The organism is Georgenia sp. SYP-B2076, assembly GCF_003991205.1.
Classification (GTDB): Bacteria; Actinomycetota; Actinomycetes; order Actinomycetales; family Actinomycetaceae; genus Georgenia.
The window spans coordinates 178,795-197,097 of sequence record NZ_RXOZ01000033.1 but is presented as its reverse complement, the minus strand read 5'-3'; the positions used below and the strand labels follow the sequence as shown (position 1 = coordinate 197,097).

19 protein-coding genes are annotated in these 18,303 nt (G+C 74.6%); 1 reads left to right on the top strand and 18 read right to left on the bottom strand.

All coding sequences use genetic code 11. The annotated features are described in order from the left end of the window. Nucleotides 1-5: 5 nt before the first annotated feature. From ispG to rpsB, 10 genes are all read right to left on the bottom strand, one after another. Entirely contained in the window at nt 6-1,154 is a 1,149-nt protein-coding gene (gene ispG, locus EJK16_RS15055) for a flavodoxin-dependent (E)-4-hydroxy-3-methylbut-2-enyl-diphosphate synthase (RefSeq protein WP_127130912.1), read from the bottom strand. A 164-nt stretch (nt 1,155-1,318) separates the two neighbouring features. Beyond that, nucleotides 1,319-2,632 (bottom strand): RIP metalloprotease, encoded by a 1,314-nt coding sequence (locus tag EJK16_RS15050; RefSeq protein WP_127130722.1) that lies wholly within the window; start codon nt 2,630-2,632, stop codon nt 1,319-1,321. A gap of 115 nt (nt 2,633-2,747) precedes the next feature. Next, nucleotides 2,748-4,016, bottom strand: a complete 1,269-nt coding sequence (gene dxr / locus EJK16_RS15045; RefSeq protein WP_127130910.1) for a 1-deoxy-D-xylulose-5-phosphate reductoisomerase — start codon at nt 4,014-4,016, stop codon at nt 2,748-2,750. A gap of 29 nt (nt 4,017-4,045) precedes the next feature. Further along, entirely contained in the window at nt 4,046-4,615 is a 570-nt protein-coding gene (locus tag EJK16_RS15040; protein WP_127130720.1) for a DivIVA domain-containing protein, read from the bottom strand. Then, nucleotides 4,615-5,808, bottom strand: a complete 1,194-nt coding sequence (gene rlmN / locus EJK16_RS15035; protein WP_240646090.1) for a 23S rRNA (adenine(2503)-C(2))-methyltransferase RlmN — start codon at nt 5,806-5,808, stop codon at nt 4,615-4,617. Before rlmN ends, EJK16_RS15040 begins: the two co-directional genes overlap by 1 nt. Nucleotides 5,809-5,824: 16 nt before the next feature. Next, complete coding sequence (locus EJK16_RS15030; RefSeq protein ID WP_127130717.1) at nt 5,825-6,769, bottom strand: phosphatidate cytidylyltransferase; 945 nt, start codon at nt 6,767-6,769, stop codon at nt 5,825-5,827. A 6-nt stretch (nt 6,770-6,775) separates the two neighbouring features. Further along, nucleotides 6,776-7,333, bottom strand: a complete 558-nt coding sequence (frr, locus tag EJK16_RS15025; protein ID WP_127130715.1) for a ribosome recycling factor — start codon at nt 7,331-7,333, stop codon at nt 6,776-6,778. Continuing rightward, the gene (pyrH, locus tag EJK16_RS15020; protein ID WP_127130713.1) at nt 7,330-8,091 is read right to left on the bottom strand and encodes a UMP kinase; all 762 of its coding nucleotides are present in this window, start codon (nt 8,089-8,091) and stop codon (nt 7,330-7,332) included. The genes frr and pyrH overlap by 4 nt, the downstream gene beginning before the upstream one ends. A gap of 186 nt (nt 8,092-8,277) precedes the next feature. Further along, on the bottom strand, nt 8,278-9,117 hold the full coding sequence (gene tsf, locus EJK16_RS15015) for a translation elongation factor Ts (protein ID WP_127130711.1): 840 nt from the start codon (nt 9,115-9,117) through the stop codon (nt 8,278-8,280). Nucleotides 9,118-9,151: 34 nt separating this feature from the next. After that, a complete protein-coding gene (gene rpsB / locus EJK16_RS15010) occupies nt 9,152-10,171 on the bottom strand; it encodes a 30S ribosomal protein S2 (RefSeq protein ID WP_127130709.1) in 1,020 nt (339 codons plus the stop codon). Nucleotides 10,172-10,640: 469 nt separating this feature from the next. Here rpsB and EJK16_RS15005 point away from each other — a divergent pair, with 469 nt between their 5' ends. Beyond that, nucleotides 10,641-11,363, top strand: a complete 723-nt coding sequence (locus EJK16_RS15005) for a M23 family metallopeptidase (protein WP_127130707.1) — start codon at nt 10,641-10,643, stop codon at nt 11,361-11,363. Here the strand turns inward: EJK16_RS15005 and EJK16_RS15000 are convergent. From EJK16_RS15000 to rplS, 8 genes are all read right to left on the bottom strand, one after another. Beyond that, the gene (locus EJK16_RS15000) at nt 11,336-12,388 is read right to left on the bottom strand and encodes a tyrosine recombinase XerC (RefSeq protein ID WP_127130705.1); all 1,053 of its coding nucleotides are present in this window, start codon (nt 12,386-12,388) and stop codon (nt 11,336-11,338) included. The genes EJK16_RS15005 and EJK16_RS15000 overlap by 28 nt on opposite strands. 40 nt (nt 12,389-12,428) lie before the next feature. Next, on the bottom strand, nt 12,429-13,565 hold the full coding sequence (dprA, locus tag EJK16_RS14995) for a DNA-processing protein DprA (protein ID WP_127130703.1): 1,137 nt from the start codon (nt 13,563-13,565) through the stop codon (nt 12,429-12,431). Next, the gene (locus tag EJK16_RS14990) at nt 13,558-15,132 is read right to left on the bottom strand and encodes a YifB family Mg chelatase-like AAA ATPase (protein ID WP_127130701.1); all 1,575 of its coding nucleotides are present in this window, start codon (nt 15,130-15,132) and stop codon (nt 13,558-13,560) included. Before EJK16_RS14990 ends, dprA begins: the two co-directional genes overlap by 8 nt. Further along, on the bottom strand, nt 15,133-15,495 hold the full coding sequence (locus EJK16_RS14985; RefSeq protein ID WP_127130699.1) for a YraN family protein: 363 nt from the start codon (nt 15,493-15,495) through the stop codon (nt 15,133-15,135). A gap of 133 nt (nt 15,496-15,628) precedes the next feature. Beyond that, entirely contained in the window at nt 15,629-15,931 is a 303-nt protein-coding gene (locus EJK16_RS14980) for a DUF2469 domain-containing protein (protein ID WP_127130697.1), read from the bottom strand. 7 nt (nt 15,932-15,938) lie between these two features. Next, the gene (locus EJK16_RS14975; protein ID WP_370276054.1) at nt 15,939-16,844 is read right to left on the bottom strand and encodes a ribonuclease HII; all 906 of its coding nucleotides are present in this window, start codon (nt 16,842-16,844) and stop codon (nt 15,939-15,941) included. Continuing rightward, complete coding sequence (gene lepB / locus EJK16_RS14970; RefSeq protein WP_240646089.1) at nt 16,841-17,764, bottom strand: signal peptidase I; 924 nt, start codon at nt 17,762-17,764, stop codon at nt 16,841-16,843. The genes EJK16_RS14975 and lepB overlap by 4 nt, the downstream gene beginning before the upstream one ends. A 160-nt stretch (nt 17,765-17,924) precedes the next feature. Further along, nucleotides 17,925-18,281 (bottom strand): 50S ribosomal protein L19, encoded by a 357-nt coding sequence (gene rplS / locus EJK16_RS14965; RefSeq protein ID WP_127130695.1) that lies wholly within the window; start codon nt 18,279-18,281, stop codon nt 17,925-17,927. Nucleotides 18,282-18,303: the final 22 nt, after the last annotated feature.

Sequence of the window (18,303 nt, the reverse complement as noted above, 5' to 3'; positions counted from 1 at the left end):
GCGGCTCAGCTGACGGAGACGACCGGCGAACCGGCCGCCGCCGCGCCGTCCGACTCGCCCATCTCGGCGGCGATGCGCTGCGCCTCGGCGATGAGGGTCTCCACGATCTGGTCCTCGGGCACGGTCTTGATGACCTCGCCCTTGACGAAGATCTGTCCCTTGCCGTTGCCGGAGGCGACGCCGAGGTCGGCCTCGCGGGCCTCGCCCGGGCCGTTGACGACGCAGCCCATGACGGCCACCCGCAGCGGGACGGTGACGCCCTCGAGCCCGGCGGTCACGGCGTCGGCGAGCGTGTAGACGTCGACCTGGGCGCGCCCGCAGGAGGGGCACGAGACGATCTCAAGCTTGCGCGGGCGCAGGTTCAGCGACTCGAGGATCTGGTTGCCGACCTTGACCTCCTCGACCGGCGGCGCGGAGAGCGAGACGCGGATCGTGTCCCCGATGCCCTCGCTCAGCAGGGCGCCGAAAGCGGTCGCGGACTTGATGGTGCCCTGGAACGCCGGCCCGGCCTCGGTGACCCCGAGGTGCAGGGGCCAGTCGCCGCGCTCGGCGAGCAGCTCGTAGGCGCGGACCATGACCACCGGGTCGTTGTGCTTGACGGAGATCTTGAAGTCGTGGAAGTCGTGCTCCTCGAAGAGGGAGGCCTCCCACACCGCGGACTCGACGAGCGCCTCGGGGGTCGCCCGGCCGTACTTCTGCAGCAAGCGCGGGTCCAGCGACCCGGCGTTGACGCCGATGCGGATCGAGATGCCGGCGTCCTTGGCCGCCTGCGCGATCTCCTTGACCTGGTCGTCGAACTTGCGGATGTTGCCGGGGTTCACCCGGACAGCGCCGCAGCCGGCCTCGATGGCGGCGAAGACGTACTTCGGCTGGAAGTGGATGTCCGCGATGACCGGGATCTGGGACTTCTTGGCGATGATCGGCAGCGCCTCGGCGTCCTTGTCCGTGGGGCACGCCACCCGGACGATGTCGCACCCGGACGCCGTGAGCTCGGCGATCTGCTGGAGGGTGGCGTTGATGTCGTGGGTCTTCGTCGTCGTCATCGACTGAACGGAGATCGGCGCGTCGCCACCGACCAGGACGGAGCCGACGCGGATCTGGCGCGTCTTGCGACGCGGCGCGAGGACAGGCGGTGCTTCCTTGATGGTTGGCATTCCCAGGGAGATCGGTACGCTCACCGACCCAGTATCGCACCCGGTCCCGTCCGCACCCGCCGTCAGGGCGCAGGTGTGACCGTTACCATCGCGCCCCACGGGCGCGCCGGCCGGCAAGGGAGGCGCGCGAGCCGCCCCGCGGTCCTGCGCGCGGGGGCGCGTGCTCAGCCGGTCAAGGTGAGCGGGTTGACGATGTCGGCGTAGGCCAGCAGCAGGCTCATGCCGAGCATGAACGCGACGACGACGTAGGTCAGCGGGAGCAGTCGGGCGGTGTCCGCGGGGCCCGGGTCGGGGCGCGCCCGCACCCGCGCGACCTGGCGGCGGGCGCCCTCCCACAGCGCCCCCGCCACGTGGCCGCCGTCCAGCGGCAGCAGCGGGATGAGGTTGAAGACGAACAGGGCCATGTTCAGCGAGACGAGCAGGGAGAGCATGTCCGCGCTGCGCTCGGCGAGGCCGTACCCGGCGCCGTCGACCGAGGCGATCTCGCCCGCGAAGCGCCCCACGCCCACGAGGCCGACGACGCCCGGGTCCCGCTCCGCGGTGCCGAACGCGGCCTGGGCGACGCCCACGAGCCGCTGCGGGAGGTGGAGGACGACGTCGACGGTGCCGGTGAACGTGGTCCACACCAGCCCGGGGACGGCGGCCGGGCTCTGGCGGACGAGCTCGAACGTCGGGCCGATGCCCACGTAGGGCCGCATCTCGGTCCGGGGCCGGCCGGAGTGGTCGGTGACGGGCGCGCCGCTCGCGTCCACGACCGGCCGCTCCGTCAGCCTCGGGGTCACCTGGAGCGTGCGCGGGTGGCCGTCGCGCTCGACGACGACGGCGGCCGGGACGGTGCCGCCGGAGGAGATCGCGGCGGTGATGTCCGCCCAGTCGTGGACCGGGGTCCCCGCCCACGAGACGACCTCGTCGCCCTGCCGCAGGCCGGCGGCGGCGCCCGGCGCGGCGGGGTCGCCGGGGGCGCACTCCGCGCGGGCCGGGTCTGCGGGGACGCACTGCTGCACGTTGCCGACCGTGGCGGTGTACTGGGCGATGCCCAGGCCGACGGCCATGACCCCCATGAGGACCGTGGCGATGAGGAGGTTCATCGCGGGGCCGCCGAGCATGACCACGAGCTTGCGGGGCACCGTGAGGTGGTAGAAGGCGCGGTGCTCCTCCCCCGGCCCGAGCTCCGCCAGCGCGACGTCGCGCGCCTCCTGGACCATCGTGGGGCGCCCGTCCCTGCGCAGGCTCGCGCGCCCGGTGCGCGCCGGGGGGTACATGCCGACGAGGCGGACGTAGCCGCCCAGCGGCAGGGCCTTGATGCCGTACTCCGTGCCGCGGACGGTACGGGACCAGAGGGTCTTGCCGAAGCCCACCATGTACTGCGGCACCTTGACGCCGAACTTCTTGGCGGGCACGAGGTGGCCGATCTCGTGCAGCGCGATCGAGAGGATCAGTCCAACCGCGAGGATGAGCACTCCGATGACGAAGTCCACGGCGTGGCTCCTTCCAGCTGGGCGGTGGGTGGTGCGGTGGGTGTGGGCCGGGCACCGGAACAACGTGCAGCGGGCCGCCCTGGTTCCGCCCGGTCAGGCGCGGCGGGTTCCCCGGTCAGGCGCGCCGCGCGATCAGCTCGTCGGCGCGCGCACGGGCCCAGTCCTCGGCACCGAGGACGTCCTCGAGGAGCAGCGCCGCGCCGGCGGGGTGCGGGTGCGCGGCCAGGACCTCCTCGACGACCCCGACGATGTCCAGGTAGGCCAGGCGCCCGGCGAGGAAGGCCGCCACGCACTGCTCGTTGGCGGCGTTGAGGACGGCGGGGTGGGTCGGCGAGGCCGCCGCGGCCTGGCGGGCGAGGGCCACGGCGGGGAAGACCTCTTCGTCCAGCGGCTCGAACGTCCACGCCGTCGGCGCGTCCCACCGGCACGGCGTCGCCACGTGCTCGGCGCGCTCGGGCCACGTCAGGCCCAGCGCGATGGGCAGCCGCATGTCCGGCGGGGACGCCTGGGCGATCGTCGAGCCGTCGTGGAACTCGACCATCGAGTGCACCACCGACTGCGGGTGCACCACCACGACGACGTCCTCGGCCGGGACGTCGAACAGCAGGTGCGCCTCGACGAGCTCGAGGCCCTTGTTCACCATGGTGGAGGAGTTGATCGTCACGACCGGGCCCATCGCCCACGTCGGGTGCGCGAGGGCCTGCGCGGGGGTGACACCGGCCAGCTCCCGCCGCGTGCGCCCGCGGAACGGGCCGCCGGAGGCGGTGAGGATGATGCGGCGCACCTCGGTGCGGCCGGTGACCACCGGGCTGGTCATGCCCTTCTCGTGCCGGCCGGAGCGCAGCGCCTGCGCGATGGCCGAGTGCTCGGAGTCGACGGGCACCACCTGGCCCGGGCGCTGCTGCGCCTGGCGGACGAGCGCCCCGCCGACGACGAGGGACTCCTTGTTGGCCAACGCCAGCGTGGCGCCCGAGCGCAGCGCGGCGAGCGTGGGAGCCAGCCCCACCGAGCCCGTGATGCCGTTGAGGACGACGGCGCGCCGCCCGGCGGGGGTGCCGGCGAGGGAGCCGGCCAGCTCCGTGGCGGCATCCGGGCCGGCGAGGACCTGCGGCACGGTCACGTCCCCGGCGGCCCGGGCGACCTCGTCGGCGAGCAGGTCCCGCAGCCGGGCGACGTCGCCCGCGTCGCCGGTCGCCACGGCGACGACGGGCACGCGGTGGGTGACGGCCTGCTCGGCGAGCAGCTCGAGGTTCCCGCCGCCCGCCGCCAGCGCCCGCACCCGGTAGGCGCCCTCGGCGGCCGCGTCGATGACCTCCAGCGCCTGGGTGCCGATCGACCCGGTGGAGCCGAGCAGGACGACGTCGGTCGGCGCGGTCGGTGCCATGGCACGGGCGGCGCGCGCCAGCACCTCGGTCACTCGACCGCCACGAGCACCTCGACGGCGCGGTCGAGGAACGCGTCGACGGTGCCCTCGTGGTACGCGTGGGCGGCGCGCGCCGACGGGAAGGTCGTGGTCCGCACGTCGACCGCGGTGAGGTCGCCGCCGTCGTCGAAGTACGCGATGAGGCGCTCGAGCAGCTCGTCCACGGCGGCGCGGTCGTAGCCGCGGCCGCGCTCCGGGGCCCGGAACCGCTCGCCCGCGGGGCGCAGCAGCCGGGGGTAGAGGGTGGTGGCCAGCTCGGCGATGTGGTCCATCCAGGCCTGGTCACCCTTGCCGGCGACGAAGGTGGTGCGCCGGCGCTGCACGAACGCGGCCTCGAGCCGGTCGAGCGCCGCGTCGACCGCGGCGGTGGCGTACCCGTCCCGGACCAGGTCGAACGCGGCGGCGCGCACCGACTGCTCGTCGAAGGCGCCCGGGGCGGGCGTCCCGGCCAGGCCCTGCCCGGACTCGTAGGCGCCGCGCGCGCGCGTGAAGAACTCCTCGACCTGCTGCCGGTCGTAGCCGGTACGCATCTTGCCGGCCGAGGGGAACATCGTGCTCATCACTGCTCCTGCTTCTTCTCCACCAGCACCTCAGCGGCGAGCTGGCCGCAGGCGCCGTCGATGTCGCTGCCACGAGTGTCCCGCACGGTCGTCGGGATCCCCGCGTTGCGGAGCGTGTCGACGAAGGTTTGTTCCACGTCCCGGTCGCTGCACGTCCAGATCGAGCCGGGCGTGGGGTTGAGCGGGATGGGGTTGACGTGGACCCAGCCGCGGCCGCGGGCGTTGAGCTCGTCGGCGAGCAGCTGGGCGCGCCAGGCGTGGTCGTTCATGTCCTTGATGAGCGCGTACTCGATGCTCACGCGCCGCCCGGTGGCCTCGAAGTAGCGGCGGGCGGCGTCGAGCAGCTCGCCCACCTTCCAGCGGGAGTTGATGGGGATGAGCTCGTCGCGCAGCTCGTCGTCGGGCGCGTGGAGGGAGACGGCCAGGGTGACCGGCAGGCCCTCCTTCGCGAGCTTGTCGATGGCCGGGACGAGCCCGACTGTCGAGACGGTGATGTTGCGGGCGGACAGGCCGAGGCCCGCCGGGGCCGGGTCCACCATGCGGCGCACCGCGTTCACCACCGTGCGGTAGTTCGCGAGCGGCTCCCCCATCCCCATGAAGACGACGTTGCGCAGGTGGGTGGGCCCGCCCTTGAGGTCGCCGTCGCGGGAGGTCTTGGCGGCCATGCGGACCTGCTCGACGATCTCGGCCGTGGAGAGGTTGCGGGTCAGGCCCTGCTGGCCGGTCGCGCAGAAGGGGCACGCCATCCCGCAGCCGGCCTGGGACGACACGCACAGCGTGGTGCGCGAGGTGTAGCGCATGAGCACGGACTCGACCATCGCGCCGTCGAAGAGGCGCCAGAGGGACTTCACGGTCGCGCCCTTGTCCGCGACCATGTCCCGGACCTTGGTGACCAGCTCGGGCATGAGGGTGGCCGTGAGCTGCTCGCGGGCGTCCGCGGGCAGGTCCGTCATGTCGGCCGGGTCCCGCGTCAGGTGCGCGAAGTAGTGCCGGGAGAGCTGGTCGGCGCGGAACGCGGGCAGGCCCAGCTCCTTGGCCACCTCGGACCGCTCAGCGGTGGTGAGGTCGGCCAGGTGGCGCGGCGGCTTCCCGCGGCGCTTGGCCGTGAAGGTCAGCGTGGGCCGGCCCCCCGGCTCCACCTGGTGCGAGGGCTTGACCTGGACAGGGACGGGGGCTGGGGTCTGCTGCGTCATGACGCAGACCATCCTCTCAGAAGGTCAGCTGACCGGTGGCCGCGCTGAGGATGACATAGCACACGGGCGCGCAGACCAGCAACGAGTCGAGTCGGTCCATGATGCCCCCGTGGCCCGGCAGGAGCGAGCCCATGTCCTTCAGGCCCAGGTCCCGCTTGAGGAGGGACTCCGCCAGGTCGCCGGTGGTGGCGGCGGCCACCGCGGCGACGCCGAGCAGCGCACCGGACCACCACGTGCCACCCAGCACCAGCGCCATCATCGCCGCGCCGAGCGCGGCAGACATGAGCACGGAGCCGGCGAGCCCCTCCCAGGACTTCTTGGGGCTGATCGAGGGCGCCATGGGCGTCCGGCCGAACAGCACGCCGGCCACGTAGCCGCCGATGTCGTTGCCGATGGTGACGAGGATGAACGCGACCACGATCCATGGGCCGTCGTCCAGCGCGAGCATCAGCACGGCGAAGCCCGCCAGGAGCGGCACGTAGGCGGCCGCGAACATCCCGGCCGAGGCGTCCCGGACGGCGGCCCGGCCCCCGCCGTCGAGCACCCGCCAGATGAAGACGCCGCCGGCGGTGAGGACGAAGGCCATGAGCATGGCCTCCGGCCCCGCCGCCCACGCCGAGACGACGATGCCGATCGTGCCGACCCACAAGGGCAGCAGCGGGATCTTGATGCCGCGCTGGAGGAAGGCGCGGGCCAGCTCCCACAGCGCCCCGGAGGCGGCGACGACGACGAGGACGACGAAGGCCTCGGGGCGGGTGAACAGGCTCAGGGCGACGACGACCAGGAGGGCGACGCCGACGCCGATGGCGGCCGGGAGGTCACGCCCGGCCCGCCCGGCCGGCGGGGCCTTGGGCCGCGGGGGCGGCGGCTCGACGAGCGCCGTGCGGGCACGGCGGCGCGCCTCGCCCAGCCGCCTCAGGGCGGCGACGAAGGACTCCTGGGCGTCGCGCTCGTGTGCCATGTCCGCTCAGACCTCGAGCAGCTCGCGTTCCTTGCCCTCGAGGACGGCGTCGACGAGCTCCACGTGCTTCTTCGTCAGGCCCTCGAGCTCCTTCTCGGCGCGGTCGACCTCGTCCTCGCCGGCGTCGCCGTCCTTCTTGATGCGGTCGAGCTCCTCCTTGGCCTTGCGGCGCACGGAGCGGATCGAGATGCGGGCGTCCTCCCCCTTCGTCCGGGCGAGCTTGACGTACTCCTTGCGCCGGTCCTCCGTGAGGGCGGGCAGGACCACGCGGATGACGTTGCCGTCGTCGGTGGGGTTCACACCGAGGTCGGACTCGCGCAGCGCCTTGACGATCGCGTTGGTCGCCGAGCGGTCGTACGGCGTGACGATCACGGTGCGCGCCTCGGGGATGGTCAGCGAGCCGAGCTGCTGCAGGGGCGTGGGGGCGCCGTAGTAGTCCACGAGGATCGAGTTGAACATCCCCGCGCTGGCGCGGCCGGTGCGGATGTGGCTGAACTCCTCGCGGGCCCGCTCCACCGCCTTCTCCATCTTCTCCTCGGCCTCGAGCAGGGCGTCGTCGATCACAGCGTCACTCCTTCGTTCAGCGGGGTTGCGGTCACGAGCGTTCCGATCTTCTCACCCCGGAGGGCGCGGGTGACGTTGCCGGGCTCGCCCATGCCGAACACGCGCATCGTCAGGTCGTTGTCCATGCACAGGCTGAAGGCGGCGGCGTCGACGACCTTCAGGCCCTGCTGGATCGCCTCGGCGTAGGTGAGGTGGTCGAGCTTCGTGGCGGTGGCGTCCACGTTCGGGTCGGCGGTGTACACGCCGTCCACGCCGTTCTTGCCCACCAGGACCTCGTCGCAGTGGGTCTCGAGCGCGCGCTGCGCCGCGACGGTGTCCGTGGAGAAGAAGGGCAGGCCCGCGCCGGCGCCGAAGACCACGACCCGGCCCTTCTCGAGGTGCCGGATCGCGCGCAGGGGGATGTAGGGCTCCGCGACCTGCCCCATCGCGATGGCGGTCTGCACGCGGGTGCGCACGCCGGCCTGCTCGAGGAAGTCCTGCAGGGCGAGGGCGTTCATGACCGTGCCCAGCATGCCCATGTAGTCGGCGCGGGAGCGGTCGATGCCGCGCTGGGACAGCTCCGCGCCGCGGAAGAAGTTCCCACCGCCGACGACGATGGCCACCTGCACGCCGTCGGCGACCGCCTCGGCGATCTGCCGGGCGACGGCGGAGACGACGTCCGGGTCCAGACCGACCCTGCCGCCGCCGAAGACCTCACCGGAAAGCTTGAGCAGGACACGGCGGGTCCCGACGTGGTCGGCGGTCGTGTGATCGGTCATGGTGCGGTGGCCTCCAGCGGGGCGGCGGTGCGGATCAAGGTCGGCAGGAAGTCTAGTGGCGCGGGTGCGCCCGCGCTGGCGCCCGTGGGCACCCAGGCACCGGTCGCCCACGCTGCCGTGGCATCCGGGCGCAGATGCGCCGGTGGCCCCGGCCCGTCGCCGGGCCGGGGCCACCGGATGCGTGCGTCAGGCGCCGACGCGGAAGCGGGCGAACCCGGTGATCGTGCCGCCCACCTCCTCGAGAACCTTGCCGACGGTCTTCTTGTTGTCCTTCGCGAAGGCCTGGTCGATCAGGCAGTTCTCCTTGAAGAACCCGTTCATGCGGCCCTCGACGATCTTCGGCAGGGCCGCCTCGGGCTTGCCCTCGTTGCGGGAGGTCTCCTCGGCGATGTGGCGCTCGCTGGCCACGACCTCGGCGGGGACGTCCTCACGGCTGAGGTACTTCGGGGAGAACGCCGCGACGTGCATCGCGATGTCGTGCGCGACGTCCGCGCCGGCGGCGTCGGTGGCCACGAGGACCCCGACCGACGGCGGGAGGTCCCGAGCGGTGCGGTGCAGGTAGCTCGACACCTTCGCGCCGGACAGGCGGGCCACGCGCCGCACGGCGATCTTCTCGCCGATGGTGGCGGCGACGCCGTCGACCTTGGCCTGCACGGTCTCCCCGTCGACCTCGGCGGCCAGCAGGGTGTCCGCGTCGGCCGCCTCGGTGGCGACCGCTGCGGCGAGCACGCTGTCGGCGAAGTCGATGAAGGTCTGGTTCTTCGCGACGAAGTCCGTCTCGGAGTTGACCTCGACCATCACGCCGGTCTCGCCGGCGCCGTCGGCGGTGATCTTCGCCGCGACCAGGCCCTCGGCGACGGTGCGGCCCTCACGCTTGGCCACGCCCTTCAGGCCCTTGACGCGGATGAGCTCCAGGGCCTTGGCCGAGTCGCCGTCAGCCTCGTCGAGAGCCTTCTTGACGTCCAGCATGCCCGCGCCGGTCTTCTCGCGCAGGGCCTTGATGTCAGCGGCGGTGTAGTTCGCCATTGATGATCCTCTCCAGATCCTCGGGTGCTAGTTCTCAGGCCTGCTCGGCGGACTCGGCGGTCCCGGCGTCCTGCGCGGCCACGGCGTCCTCCGCGGCCGCGGAGTTGTCGGCCACCTGCGTGACGTCGGTGCCCTCGCCGCCCGTGACGGGGGCGACGACCTCGGCCGCGTCAGCGGCCTCGGCGACCTGCTCCGCGTCGTGGGTGGCGCCGGCGGTCTGCTGCGCGGCGGCCACGGCCTCGTCGGGGGCGTCGGCGGCGACGACGGAGGCCTGGGCGCTCTGCTCGGCCTCGTGGGTGGCGAGGAGCTCACGCTCCCACTCGGCCAGGGGCTCCTCGGCGGTGGTCGCACCGGTGCCCCCGCCGTGGCGGGACACGAGGCCCTCCGCGGCGGCGTCGGCGATCACGCGGGTCAGCAGCGAGACGGCGCGGATGGCGTCGTCGTTGCCCGGGATGCGGTAGTCGACCTCGTCGGGGTCGCAGTTGGTGTCGAGGATCGCGACGACGGGGATGTTGAGCTTGCGGGCCTCGGCGACGGCGAGGTGCTCCTTCTTCGTGTCCACGATCCACACGGCGGAGGGAACCTTGGCCATGTCGCGGATACCGCCGAGCGTGCGGGCGAGCTTGTCGCGCTCGCGGCGCTGCATGAGCAGCTCCTTCTTGGTGAAGGAGCTCCCGGCGACGTCGTCGAAGTCGACCTGCTCGAGCTCCTTGAGGCGCTGCAGACGCTTGTGCACGGTGCCGAAGTTGGTCAGCATGCCGCCGAGCCAGCGCTCGTTGACGTAGGGCATGCCCACGCGCTGGGCCTGCTCGGCGATGGCCTCCTGGGCCTGCTTCTTCGTGCCGACGAAGAGGATGTTGCCGCCGTGGGCGACGGTCTCCTTGACGAACTCGTAGGCGCGGTCGATGTCCGTCAGCGACTGCTGCAGGTCGATGATGTAGATGCCGTTGCGCTCGGTGAAGATGAAACGCTTCATCTTCGGGTTCCAACGGCGGGTCTGGTGCCCGAAGTGCACGCCGCTCTCGAGGAGCTGGCGCATGGTGACGACGGCCATGGCACGTCCTTTCGTGGTGCGGTCACCCGCACGCAAGGGGCCCCGCGCGCCGCGTTCTCGCGTGGCGCGTCGTGGCCCGTGTTTCGGTTGTCTGCCCGTCGGCCGGGTGGCCGCGGACCCTGGTGCCCGCGGTGACAGCACCCCTCGCGAGGAGAGGACCGCCGCTGTTCGCCTCGCCGACCGCGACTCGCCCGGCAGGCCGGGCGGGCTGGTACGACGATGTGCGGGCACGCGTTGTCAACCGACTGACGCCGGTTGCAGGTCTCATCGTAGCCGATGGGCCGTGGCGCCCGGCCTCCCGCCTCGTGCGGCGCCCGTCACCTCGTGCGGCGCCCGTGACCTCGCGCGGGTGCGGGGCCTGGGATCGCCGACGGGCCGGGCCGTCCACAGGCGGCGATGGTGCCCCCGCGTCCACATCGCCCGCCGGCGCGCGGGGCGGCCGGGCGACGGGCCCGCCACCGTGGTGCCCATGGTCCTCGCGCACGCCTCGCGTCTCCCGCTCGTCGCCGGTCTCGCCGCCTTGGCGGCCGTCTCCCTCGGCGTCCTCGGCACCGTCACGGCGCCCGCTGGTGAGCCGCGCGCGGCGCCCGCCTCGGCTTCGGGCGTGGCGACGGCGGCCCCGCCGGCGGGGGCAGGCGACCCTGCCGGCCGGGGCGGCCCGGCGGCGCTCCTCGAGGGCACGGGGCCGCCCGGCGGCGCGCCCGCCCCGGGCGACGTGGAGTACGCATGGCCGACCGGCGGCCCGGCCGAGGTGGTCCGGGCCTTCGACAGGCCCGGCCAGCCCTGGGACGCCGGGCACCGGGGCGTCGACCTCGCGCTCGCCGTCGGCGCGCCCGTCCTCGCGGCGGCTGACGGCGTCGTGGCCTTCGCGGGGCCCGTGGTGAACCGGCCCGTGGTCTCCGTGCAGCACGTCGACGGCGTGCGCACCACCTACGAGCCGGTCGAGCCGGCGGTGGCGGCCGGCCAGCGGGTCCGCGCCGGTGACGTGCTCGGCCACCTCGTGGCCGGCCACTGCCCGGCGTGGAAGCCGGCGTGCCTGCACTGGGGCGCCCGCACCGACCGGACGACCTATCTCGACCCGCTCGCCCTCGTCGGCGCCACGGCGGTCGTGCGGCTGCTGCCCTCCGCCGTCGGGCTGCCGCCCGCCGCCGCGGCGGCGCGCGCTCAGGCGCGCGGGTGGGCCTGGAGGTAGGAGGCGCGCAGCCGCTCCGGCGTCACGTGGGTGTAGCGCTGTGTGGTGGCCAGGGAGGTGTGGCCGAGCACCTCCTGCACGGTGCGCAGGTCCGAGCCGCCGGCGAGGAGATGGGTCGCGGCGGAGTGCCGGAGCCCGTGGGGGGCGAGGTCGTGCACGCCGGCGACCGCGGTGAGGCGGTGTAGGGCGCCGCGGACGGTCCGCGGGTCGAGGCGGCCGCCGCGTGCCCCGAGGAACAGGGCGCCGCCCGAGGCCGGCGTCGCGAGCGTCGGGCGCCCGCGCACCAGCCACGCGTCCAGGGCGCGCTGAGCCGGGATGCCGAAGGGCACGACGCGCTGCTTGTCGCCCTTGCCGGTCACGCGCACCGTGCGCTCCCGGGCGTCGACGTCGGAAACGTCGATGCCCACGAGCTCGCTGACCCGCACGCCGGTGGCGTAGAGGAGCTCGAGGGCGGCCCAGTCCCGCAGGTGCACCGGGTCGTCGTCCGCGGCACGCTCCTGCGCGGTGGTGAGCAGGTGGGCGGCGTCGTCGACAGCCAGGACCGTGGGCAGGTGCCGGTCCGGCCTGGGGCTGCGCAGCCGCGCGCCGACGTCGTGCGGGAGGTAGCCGGCGCGGTACGCCCAGCCGCAGAAGGTGCGGACGGCGGCGGCCCGGCGGGCCAGGGTGGCGCGGGACATGCCGCGGCGCTGCTGGTCCGCCAGCCAGCTGCGCAGCGTGGTGAGGTCCAGCCCCGTCAGGTCGACCGCGCCCGCGGCGTCCCGCCCGTCGTCGGCTCCCGGCGCTCCGGCGTCGTCGCGGGTCGGTGCGGCACCGTCACCGGGCGCTTCCCCGCCGTCGCCGGCGGCCTCGACGTCGTCATCGGGCGCGTCGGTGTCCCGGCCGGCGGTGACGTGGTCGAGGAGCTGGCCCACGTCCGTGAGGTAGGCGCGCACGGTGTGCGCGCTGAGCCCGCGCTGGAGCGTCAGGAACCGGGCGAAGGCCTCGAGCAGTCGGTCCTGGGTCCCTGCCCGCGCGCTTCCGGTCACGCCCCCACGGTACGACCGACCGGCCCGGACCGGCGGCGCCTCACCGGCGCCGCCGCCACGCGCTGCCCGCCCGCTCGGCCCTGCCCTCCAGCTCGAGGGCGCCGAGCGCGGCCCGCACGTCCGCCAGCGGCAGCCCGGCGGTGCGGGCCAGGTTGGCGACGGGCGCCGAGCCGCGTGCCGGCAGGGCGTCGAGCACCCGTGCGGCGCGGGGGTCCAGCCCGTCCAGCAGGCCGGGCTGCACCGGCGGCTCGGCGGGCAGGTGCGTGCCGGCGGGCCCGGCCAGCTCGAGCACCTCGGCCGCGTCCGTGACGCACACCGCGCCCTGCTCGCGCAGGAGCCGGTGGCACCCGGCCGAGGCCATCGAGGTCACCGGTCCCGGCACGGCCCCCACCGGTCGGGAGAGGCCGGCGGCGTGGGCGGCGGTGCTGAGCGCGCCCGAGCGCCAGGCGGCCTCCACGACGACGGTCGCGCGCCCGAGCGCCGCGATGAGCCGGTTGCGGGCCAGGAACCGGGACCGGCTCGGCGCGCAGCCCGGCGGGACCTCCGCGACGACCGCTCCCGACGCGACGACCGCCTCGAGGAGGGCCGTGTTGCCCGTCGGGTAGGGGCGGTCCACGCCGCCCGCCAGCACCGCGACGGTGGGCCCGCCCGCGGCCAGCGCCCCGCGGTGGGCCGCGGCGTCGATGCCGTACGCGCCCCCCGAGACCACGCCGGTCCCGGCCTCGGCGATCCCGACGGCGAGGTCCGCGGCCACCCGCTGGCCGTAGGGGGTGGCGGCGCGCGAGCCGACGACGGCGACCGCGGCGCCGGGCGGCAGCGCGCCGCGCACCCACAGCGCGAACGGCCGCGTGTCCGCGAGGTCGTCGAGCCCCGCCGGCCAGGCAGGGTCCGTGGGCAGGACGAGGTGCCCGCCGAGCCGGTCGAGCATGTCGAGCTCGCGCCGCACGTCGAGGTTCTCGAGCCGGGGCGCCCACCGGGCCACGGCCTGCTCCCACGGCCGGGACCCCGCACCGGCCCCGGCCGGGCCGCGCGCGGCGCGGGTGAGCCAGTCGAGCGCCTCGACCGCGCCCAGGTGCGCGACGAGGGTGCCGGCCGCCGGGTCCCCCGGCTCGGCGAGCCCGCTCCAGGCCGCTGCGGCCAGCCGCGGGTCGGAGGCGTCGAAGGGCAGCTCAGGCATCGTTCGCTCCCCTGGTGCGCAGCCCGATGGCGGTGCCTACGTCGGAGATCGTGGGCCGGTCCCGGCCTCCCAGGTCCGTGAGCGTCCAGGCCAGGCGCAGCACCCGGTCCAGCCCGCGCATACTCAGCGAGCCGCGGTCCATGGCCCGCTCGAGGGACCCGCGGACGTCGGCCGGGAGACCACCGTCGGGGCCGCGCAGCCAGGAGCCGGGCACCTCGGCGTTGGTGCGCCACGGCGTGCCCGCCAGACGGGCGTGCTGGTGCTCCCGCGCCGCGGCGACCCGGGCGGCGACGTCGGCGGACCGTTCCGGGGCGCCGGCGAGGGCGAGCATCGCGCGGGTGACCGGCTCGACGTCGACCTGGATGTCGATGCGGTCGAGCAGCGGGCCGCTGAGGCGCCCCAGGTACCGCCGGCGCTCCGCCGCGCTGCACGTGCACCGCAGGCCCTTGCCGACGGCCTTGCCGCACGGGCAGGGGTTGGCGGCCAGGACGAGCTGGAACCGAGCCGGGTACCGCGCCGAGCCCGCCGCCCGGTGCAGGACGAGCTCGCCGTGCTCGAGGGGCTGACGCAACGTCTCGAGCACCCTCGGCGAGAACTCCGGCGCCTCGTCGAGGAACAGGACTCCGCGGTGGGCGCGGGTGGCCGCACCGGGGCGCGGGATGCCGCTGCCGCCCCCGATGACCGCCGCCGGCGTGGCCGTGTGGTGCGGGTCCTCGAAGGGCGGCCGCCGCATTAGGCCGCCCGCGGGGTCGAACATGCCCGAGACCGAGTGGACGGCGGTGACCTCCACCGCCTCGGCGTCCGAGAGGTCGGGCAGCAGGCCCGGGAGCCGGGCGGCGAGCATCGTCTTGCCGGCGCCGGGGGCGCCCACGAGGAAGAGATGGTGGCCGCCCGCGGCGGCGACCTCGAGGGCGAAGCGGGCCTCGTCCTGACCGAGCACATCGACGAGGTCGGGTCCCGGGCCGGTGCCCCGCGCCGCCGGGGCCGCTTCGCCCGTGGCCGGGTCACCCGAGGCCGGATCGTCCGGGGGCGCCAGCGGCTCGGGCACGCCGGCGCGGCCGCCGTAGTGGACCACGAGCTCGGCCAGGTGCCGGACGGCATGGACCCGGGCGCCCGGGACCAGTGCCGCCTCGGCGGCGTTCCCGGCCGGGACCACGACGTCGCGGCGCCCGGCCGTGACGGCGGCCGCCACGGCGGGCAGGATGCCGCGGACGGCGTGGACCCGGCCGTCCAGGCCCAGCTCGCCCAGGTGCACGGTGCCCGCGGCCGGCCCGGCGGCGGGCAGCCCGTCGGCCACGAGGACGGCCACGGCGAGCGCCAGGTCGAGGCTCGTGCCAGTCTTCGGCAGCGACGCCGGGGAGAGGTTGACGGTGATGCGGCGCGCGTTCCACGGCAGGCCGCTGGACGTCACGGCGGCGCGGACGCGCTCACGGGCCTCGCTCACCGCGGTGTCCGGCAGGCCCACGAGCGTGAAGGTGGGAAGGCCGGGGCTGCGGTGGGCCTCCACCTCCACGAGGTGGCCCTGGAGCCCGACGAGGCAGACCGTCCAGGTGCGTCCCAGCCCCACTCAGCCCACCCCCCGCAGGTGCTCGACGAGGGCGGGGCCCGGGCAGCGGGCGAGGATCGCGACGACGTCCAGGCGCACGCCGCCGGCGTGGACGTCGTGCTCCGCGAGCCACTGCCCCGCCAGGCGGCGCAGCCGGGCGAGCTTGATGCGGGTGACGGCCTCGGCGGGGTGGCCGTACGACGTAGCGCGGCGGGTCTTGACCTCGACGAAGACGATCTCGTCGGCGGCGCGGTCCAGGGCGACGAGGTCGATCTCCCCGGCGGCGCACCGCCAGTTGCGCTCGAGGACCTCCAGCCCGTGGTCGGCGAGCATCCGCGCGGCGACCCGCTCCCCGTACGCCCCCACCGCGTCCTTCGCCCTCACGGCGACCACCTCCGGCCACCAGCGTGGCGGGGCTGGGTGTCATCGGGCCCGGCTCAGGGACCGGGCTGTGGGGGGGGTGGCAGGACGCGACGCCTGTGGACGGGCGCGGCACCCTCGGGGACGAGGCGCGCGGTCAGGGCAGCTCGAGGTCGCGCTTGGCGAGCTCCTCGATGTTTACGTCCTTGAAGGTCACGACGCGCACGGACTTCACGAAGCGCGCCGACCGGTACACGTCCCACACCCACGCGTCCGTCAGGGTCAGCTCGAAGAAGACCTCTCCCCCAGCCGAGCGCACCTGCACGTCCACGCCGTTGGCGAGGTAGAAGCGTCGCTCCGTCTCGACGACATAGGAGAAGAGCCCCACGACGTCGCGGTACTCACGGTAGAGGTCGAGCTCCAGCTCGGTCTCGTAGTTCTCCAGGTCCTCAGCGCTCACAGGTCAATCATGCCCTGCCTGCGAGGACGCCCGCGGACCCGGCGGTCCACGGGTCCGCGAAGTCGCCCACCTGCGGGTTCGTGTCGACCGCGGCCTCCGCGGGCCCGCCGTCCGGGCCACCGTCGCGCGCGCCGTCCGGGCCGTCGTCGGGCCCCGCCTCCAACCCGGGGAGGTGCCAGGAGCGCCGGTGCAGGACCGTCGCACCGTGCTCGTGCAGCGCGGCCGCGTGCTCGGCCGAGCTGTAGCCCTTGTTTCCCGCCCAGCAGTACTGCGGGTGCTCGGCGTCGAGCCCCACCATGATGGCGTCCCGGGTCACCTTGGCGAGCACGCTGGCGGCCGCCACCACCGAGCAGCTCGCGTCCGCCTTGACCTGGGTGCGCACCGGGGGCGTCACCACGCCGGTGCCCGTCCCCGGCACGAGCACCACGGGCGGCTCGGGCGCGAACAGGTCAGCCTGGGCCGGCTCGCTCAGCCAGTCGTGGACGCCGTCGAGGACGACCAGGGCGGGGGCGAGGCCGACGGCGGCGAGCTCGGCCAGCGCCCGGCGCCCGGCGAGCCGCAGCGCGGCGATGATCCCCAGCGCGTCGATCTCGTCGGGGCCGGCGTGCCCGACGGCGGAGCCCGCGCACCAGGCGCGGACGGGGTCCACGAGGTCCTCGCGCGCCCGGGCGGTGAGCAGCTTGGAGTCGGCGAGGCCGTCGGGGACGTCGTCGGAGGTCCCCGCGTGGACGACGGCGACGCCCACGCTCACCGGTCCCGCCAGGGCGCCGCGGCCGACCTCGTCCATCCCGGCCAGCAGCGCGCCGGGGCCGAGGGCGCGCAGGAGCGAGGACTCCAGCTCCCGGGAGGGCACGGGGCGTGCCGGGGCCTGGGCGCGGGCCGGGGCACGCCCGGTCGCCTGGGCACGGGTCACGGCACCGGCTCCTTCACGGGCGGGTCCGTCACCTTGGCGAAGGTCGCCTCGGGGTTGTTGAGGAGCTTGATGCGCTCGGCCGGCCAGAGCACCACGAAGGCGCGCCCGACGATGTTGCTCACCGGCACCATGCCGCCACCCGGGTCGCCGAGGTGGGCGCGGGAGTCCTCGGAGTTGGAGCGGTTGTCCCCCATGAGCCACACGTGGTCCTCGGGCACCTCGGCGGTGAAGGCGACGTCGCTGGGGCTGGTCCCGGCCTTGAGGTAGGGCTCGTCGATGGACGTCCCGTTGACGGTGAGCCGCCCCTGGTCGTCGCAGCACGCGACGGTGTCCCCGCCCACGCCGATGATGCGCTTGATGAGGTGGTGCCCGGCGTTCTGGGGCAGCAGGCCGACGAAGGTGAGGACCTGGCTCATGGTCTGCTGCCACTGCGGCCTGGTGTCCGGGGGCAGCTCGCCGAGCCAGCCGCCCGGGTCGACGAAGACGACGATGTCCCCTCGCTCGAGGTCGAACGGCCCCGGGGCGAGCTTGTTGACCATCACCCGGTCCCCCACGGCCAGCGTGTTCTCCATGGACCCGGAGGGGATGTAGAACGCCTGCGCGAGGAAGGTCTTGATGAGGATTGAGAGCACGAGCGCGGAGACCATCACGGTCACGCTCTCGCGGAACCACCCGCCCTTGCGGGGCGCCTTCTCGCTGCCGGCGTGATTTGGCGCGCCGCCGAGGCGGTCGGGCGTGCCGCGGAACCGGCCGTTGCCCGACGCGGCGGGCGGCCGGGCGGGCGCCGTCGAGGCGGGTTCGTGGCTCGGCGGGTAGGTCGGCGGCATAGCCTCGCGCGCGTCGGCACCGAGCTCCGCGCGGCCCTCCCGCCCCGGATCCTGTGGTGCAGAGTCGGGCGTGCCGGTGCTGCTGGTGCTCACGTCGGTGCTTCAGCTCCCTCGTGCGATGCAGATGTGCGCTGGTCGAGGGACCGGGCACACGGACGGTGCGGCGGCCTCGGGGACGACCATACAAGCCCCTGACACACCGCTGCCCGGTACACGAGAGGTGTACCGGGCAGCGGACGGCTGACGCGGTCGGTCAGCGCGCGACGGTGTCGCGCTTCTCCTTGATCTTGGCCTTCTTGCCGCGGAGGTTGCGCAGGTAGTACAGCTTCGCGCGACGGACCGCACCGCGGGTCACGACCTCGATCGACTCGATCGACGGGGAGTGCACGGGGAACGTGCGCTCGACGCCGACGCCGAAGCTGACCTTGCGGATCTTGAAGGTCTCGCGCACCCCGGCGCCGGAGCGGGCGATCACCACGCCCTGGAAGACCTGGATGCGGGAGCGGGTGCCCTCGACGACCTTCACGTTGACCTTGAGGGTGTCACCGGGCCAGAACTTCGGGATGTCGTCGCGCATCGAGGCGACGTCGACCATGTCCAGGGTCTGCATGTGATCTCTTCCCGCCCGTGCC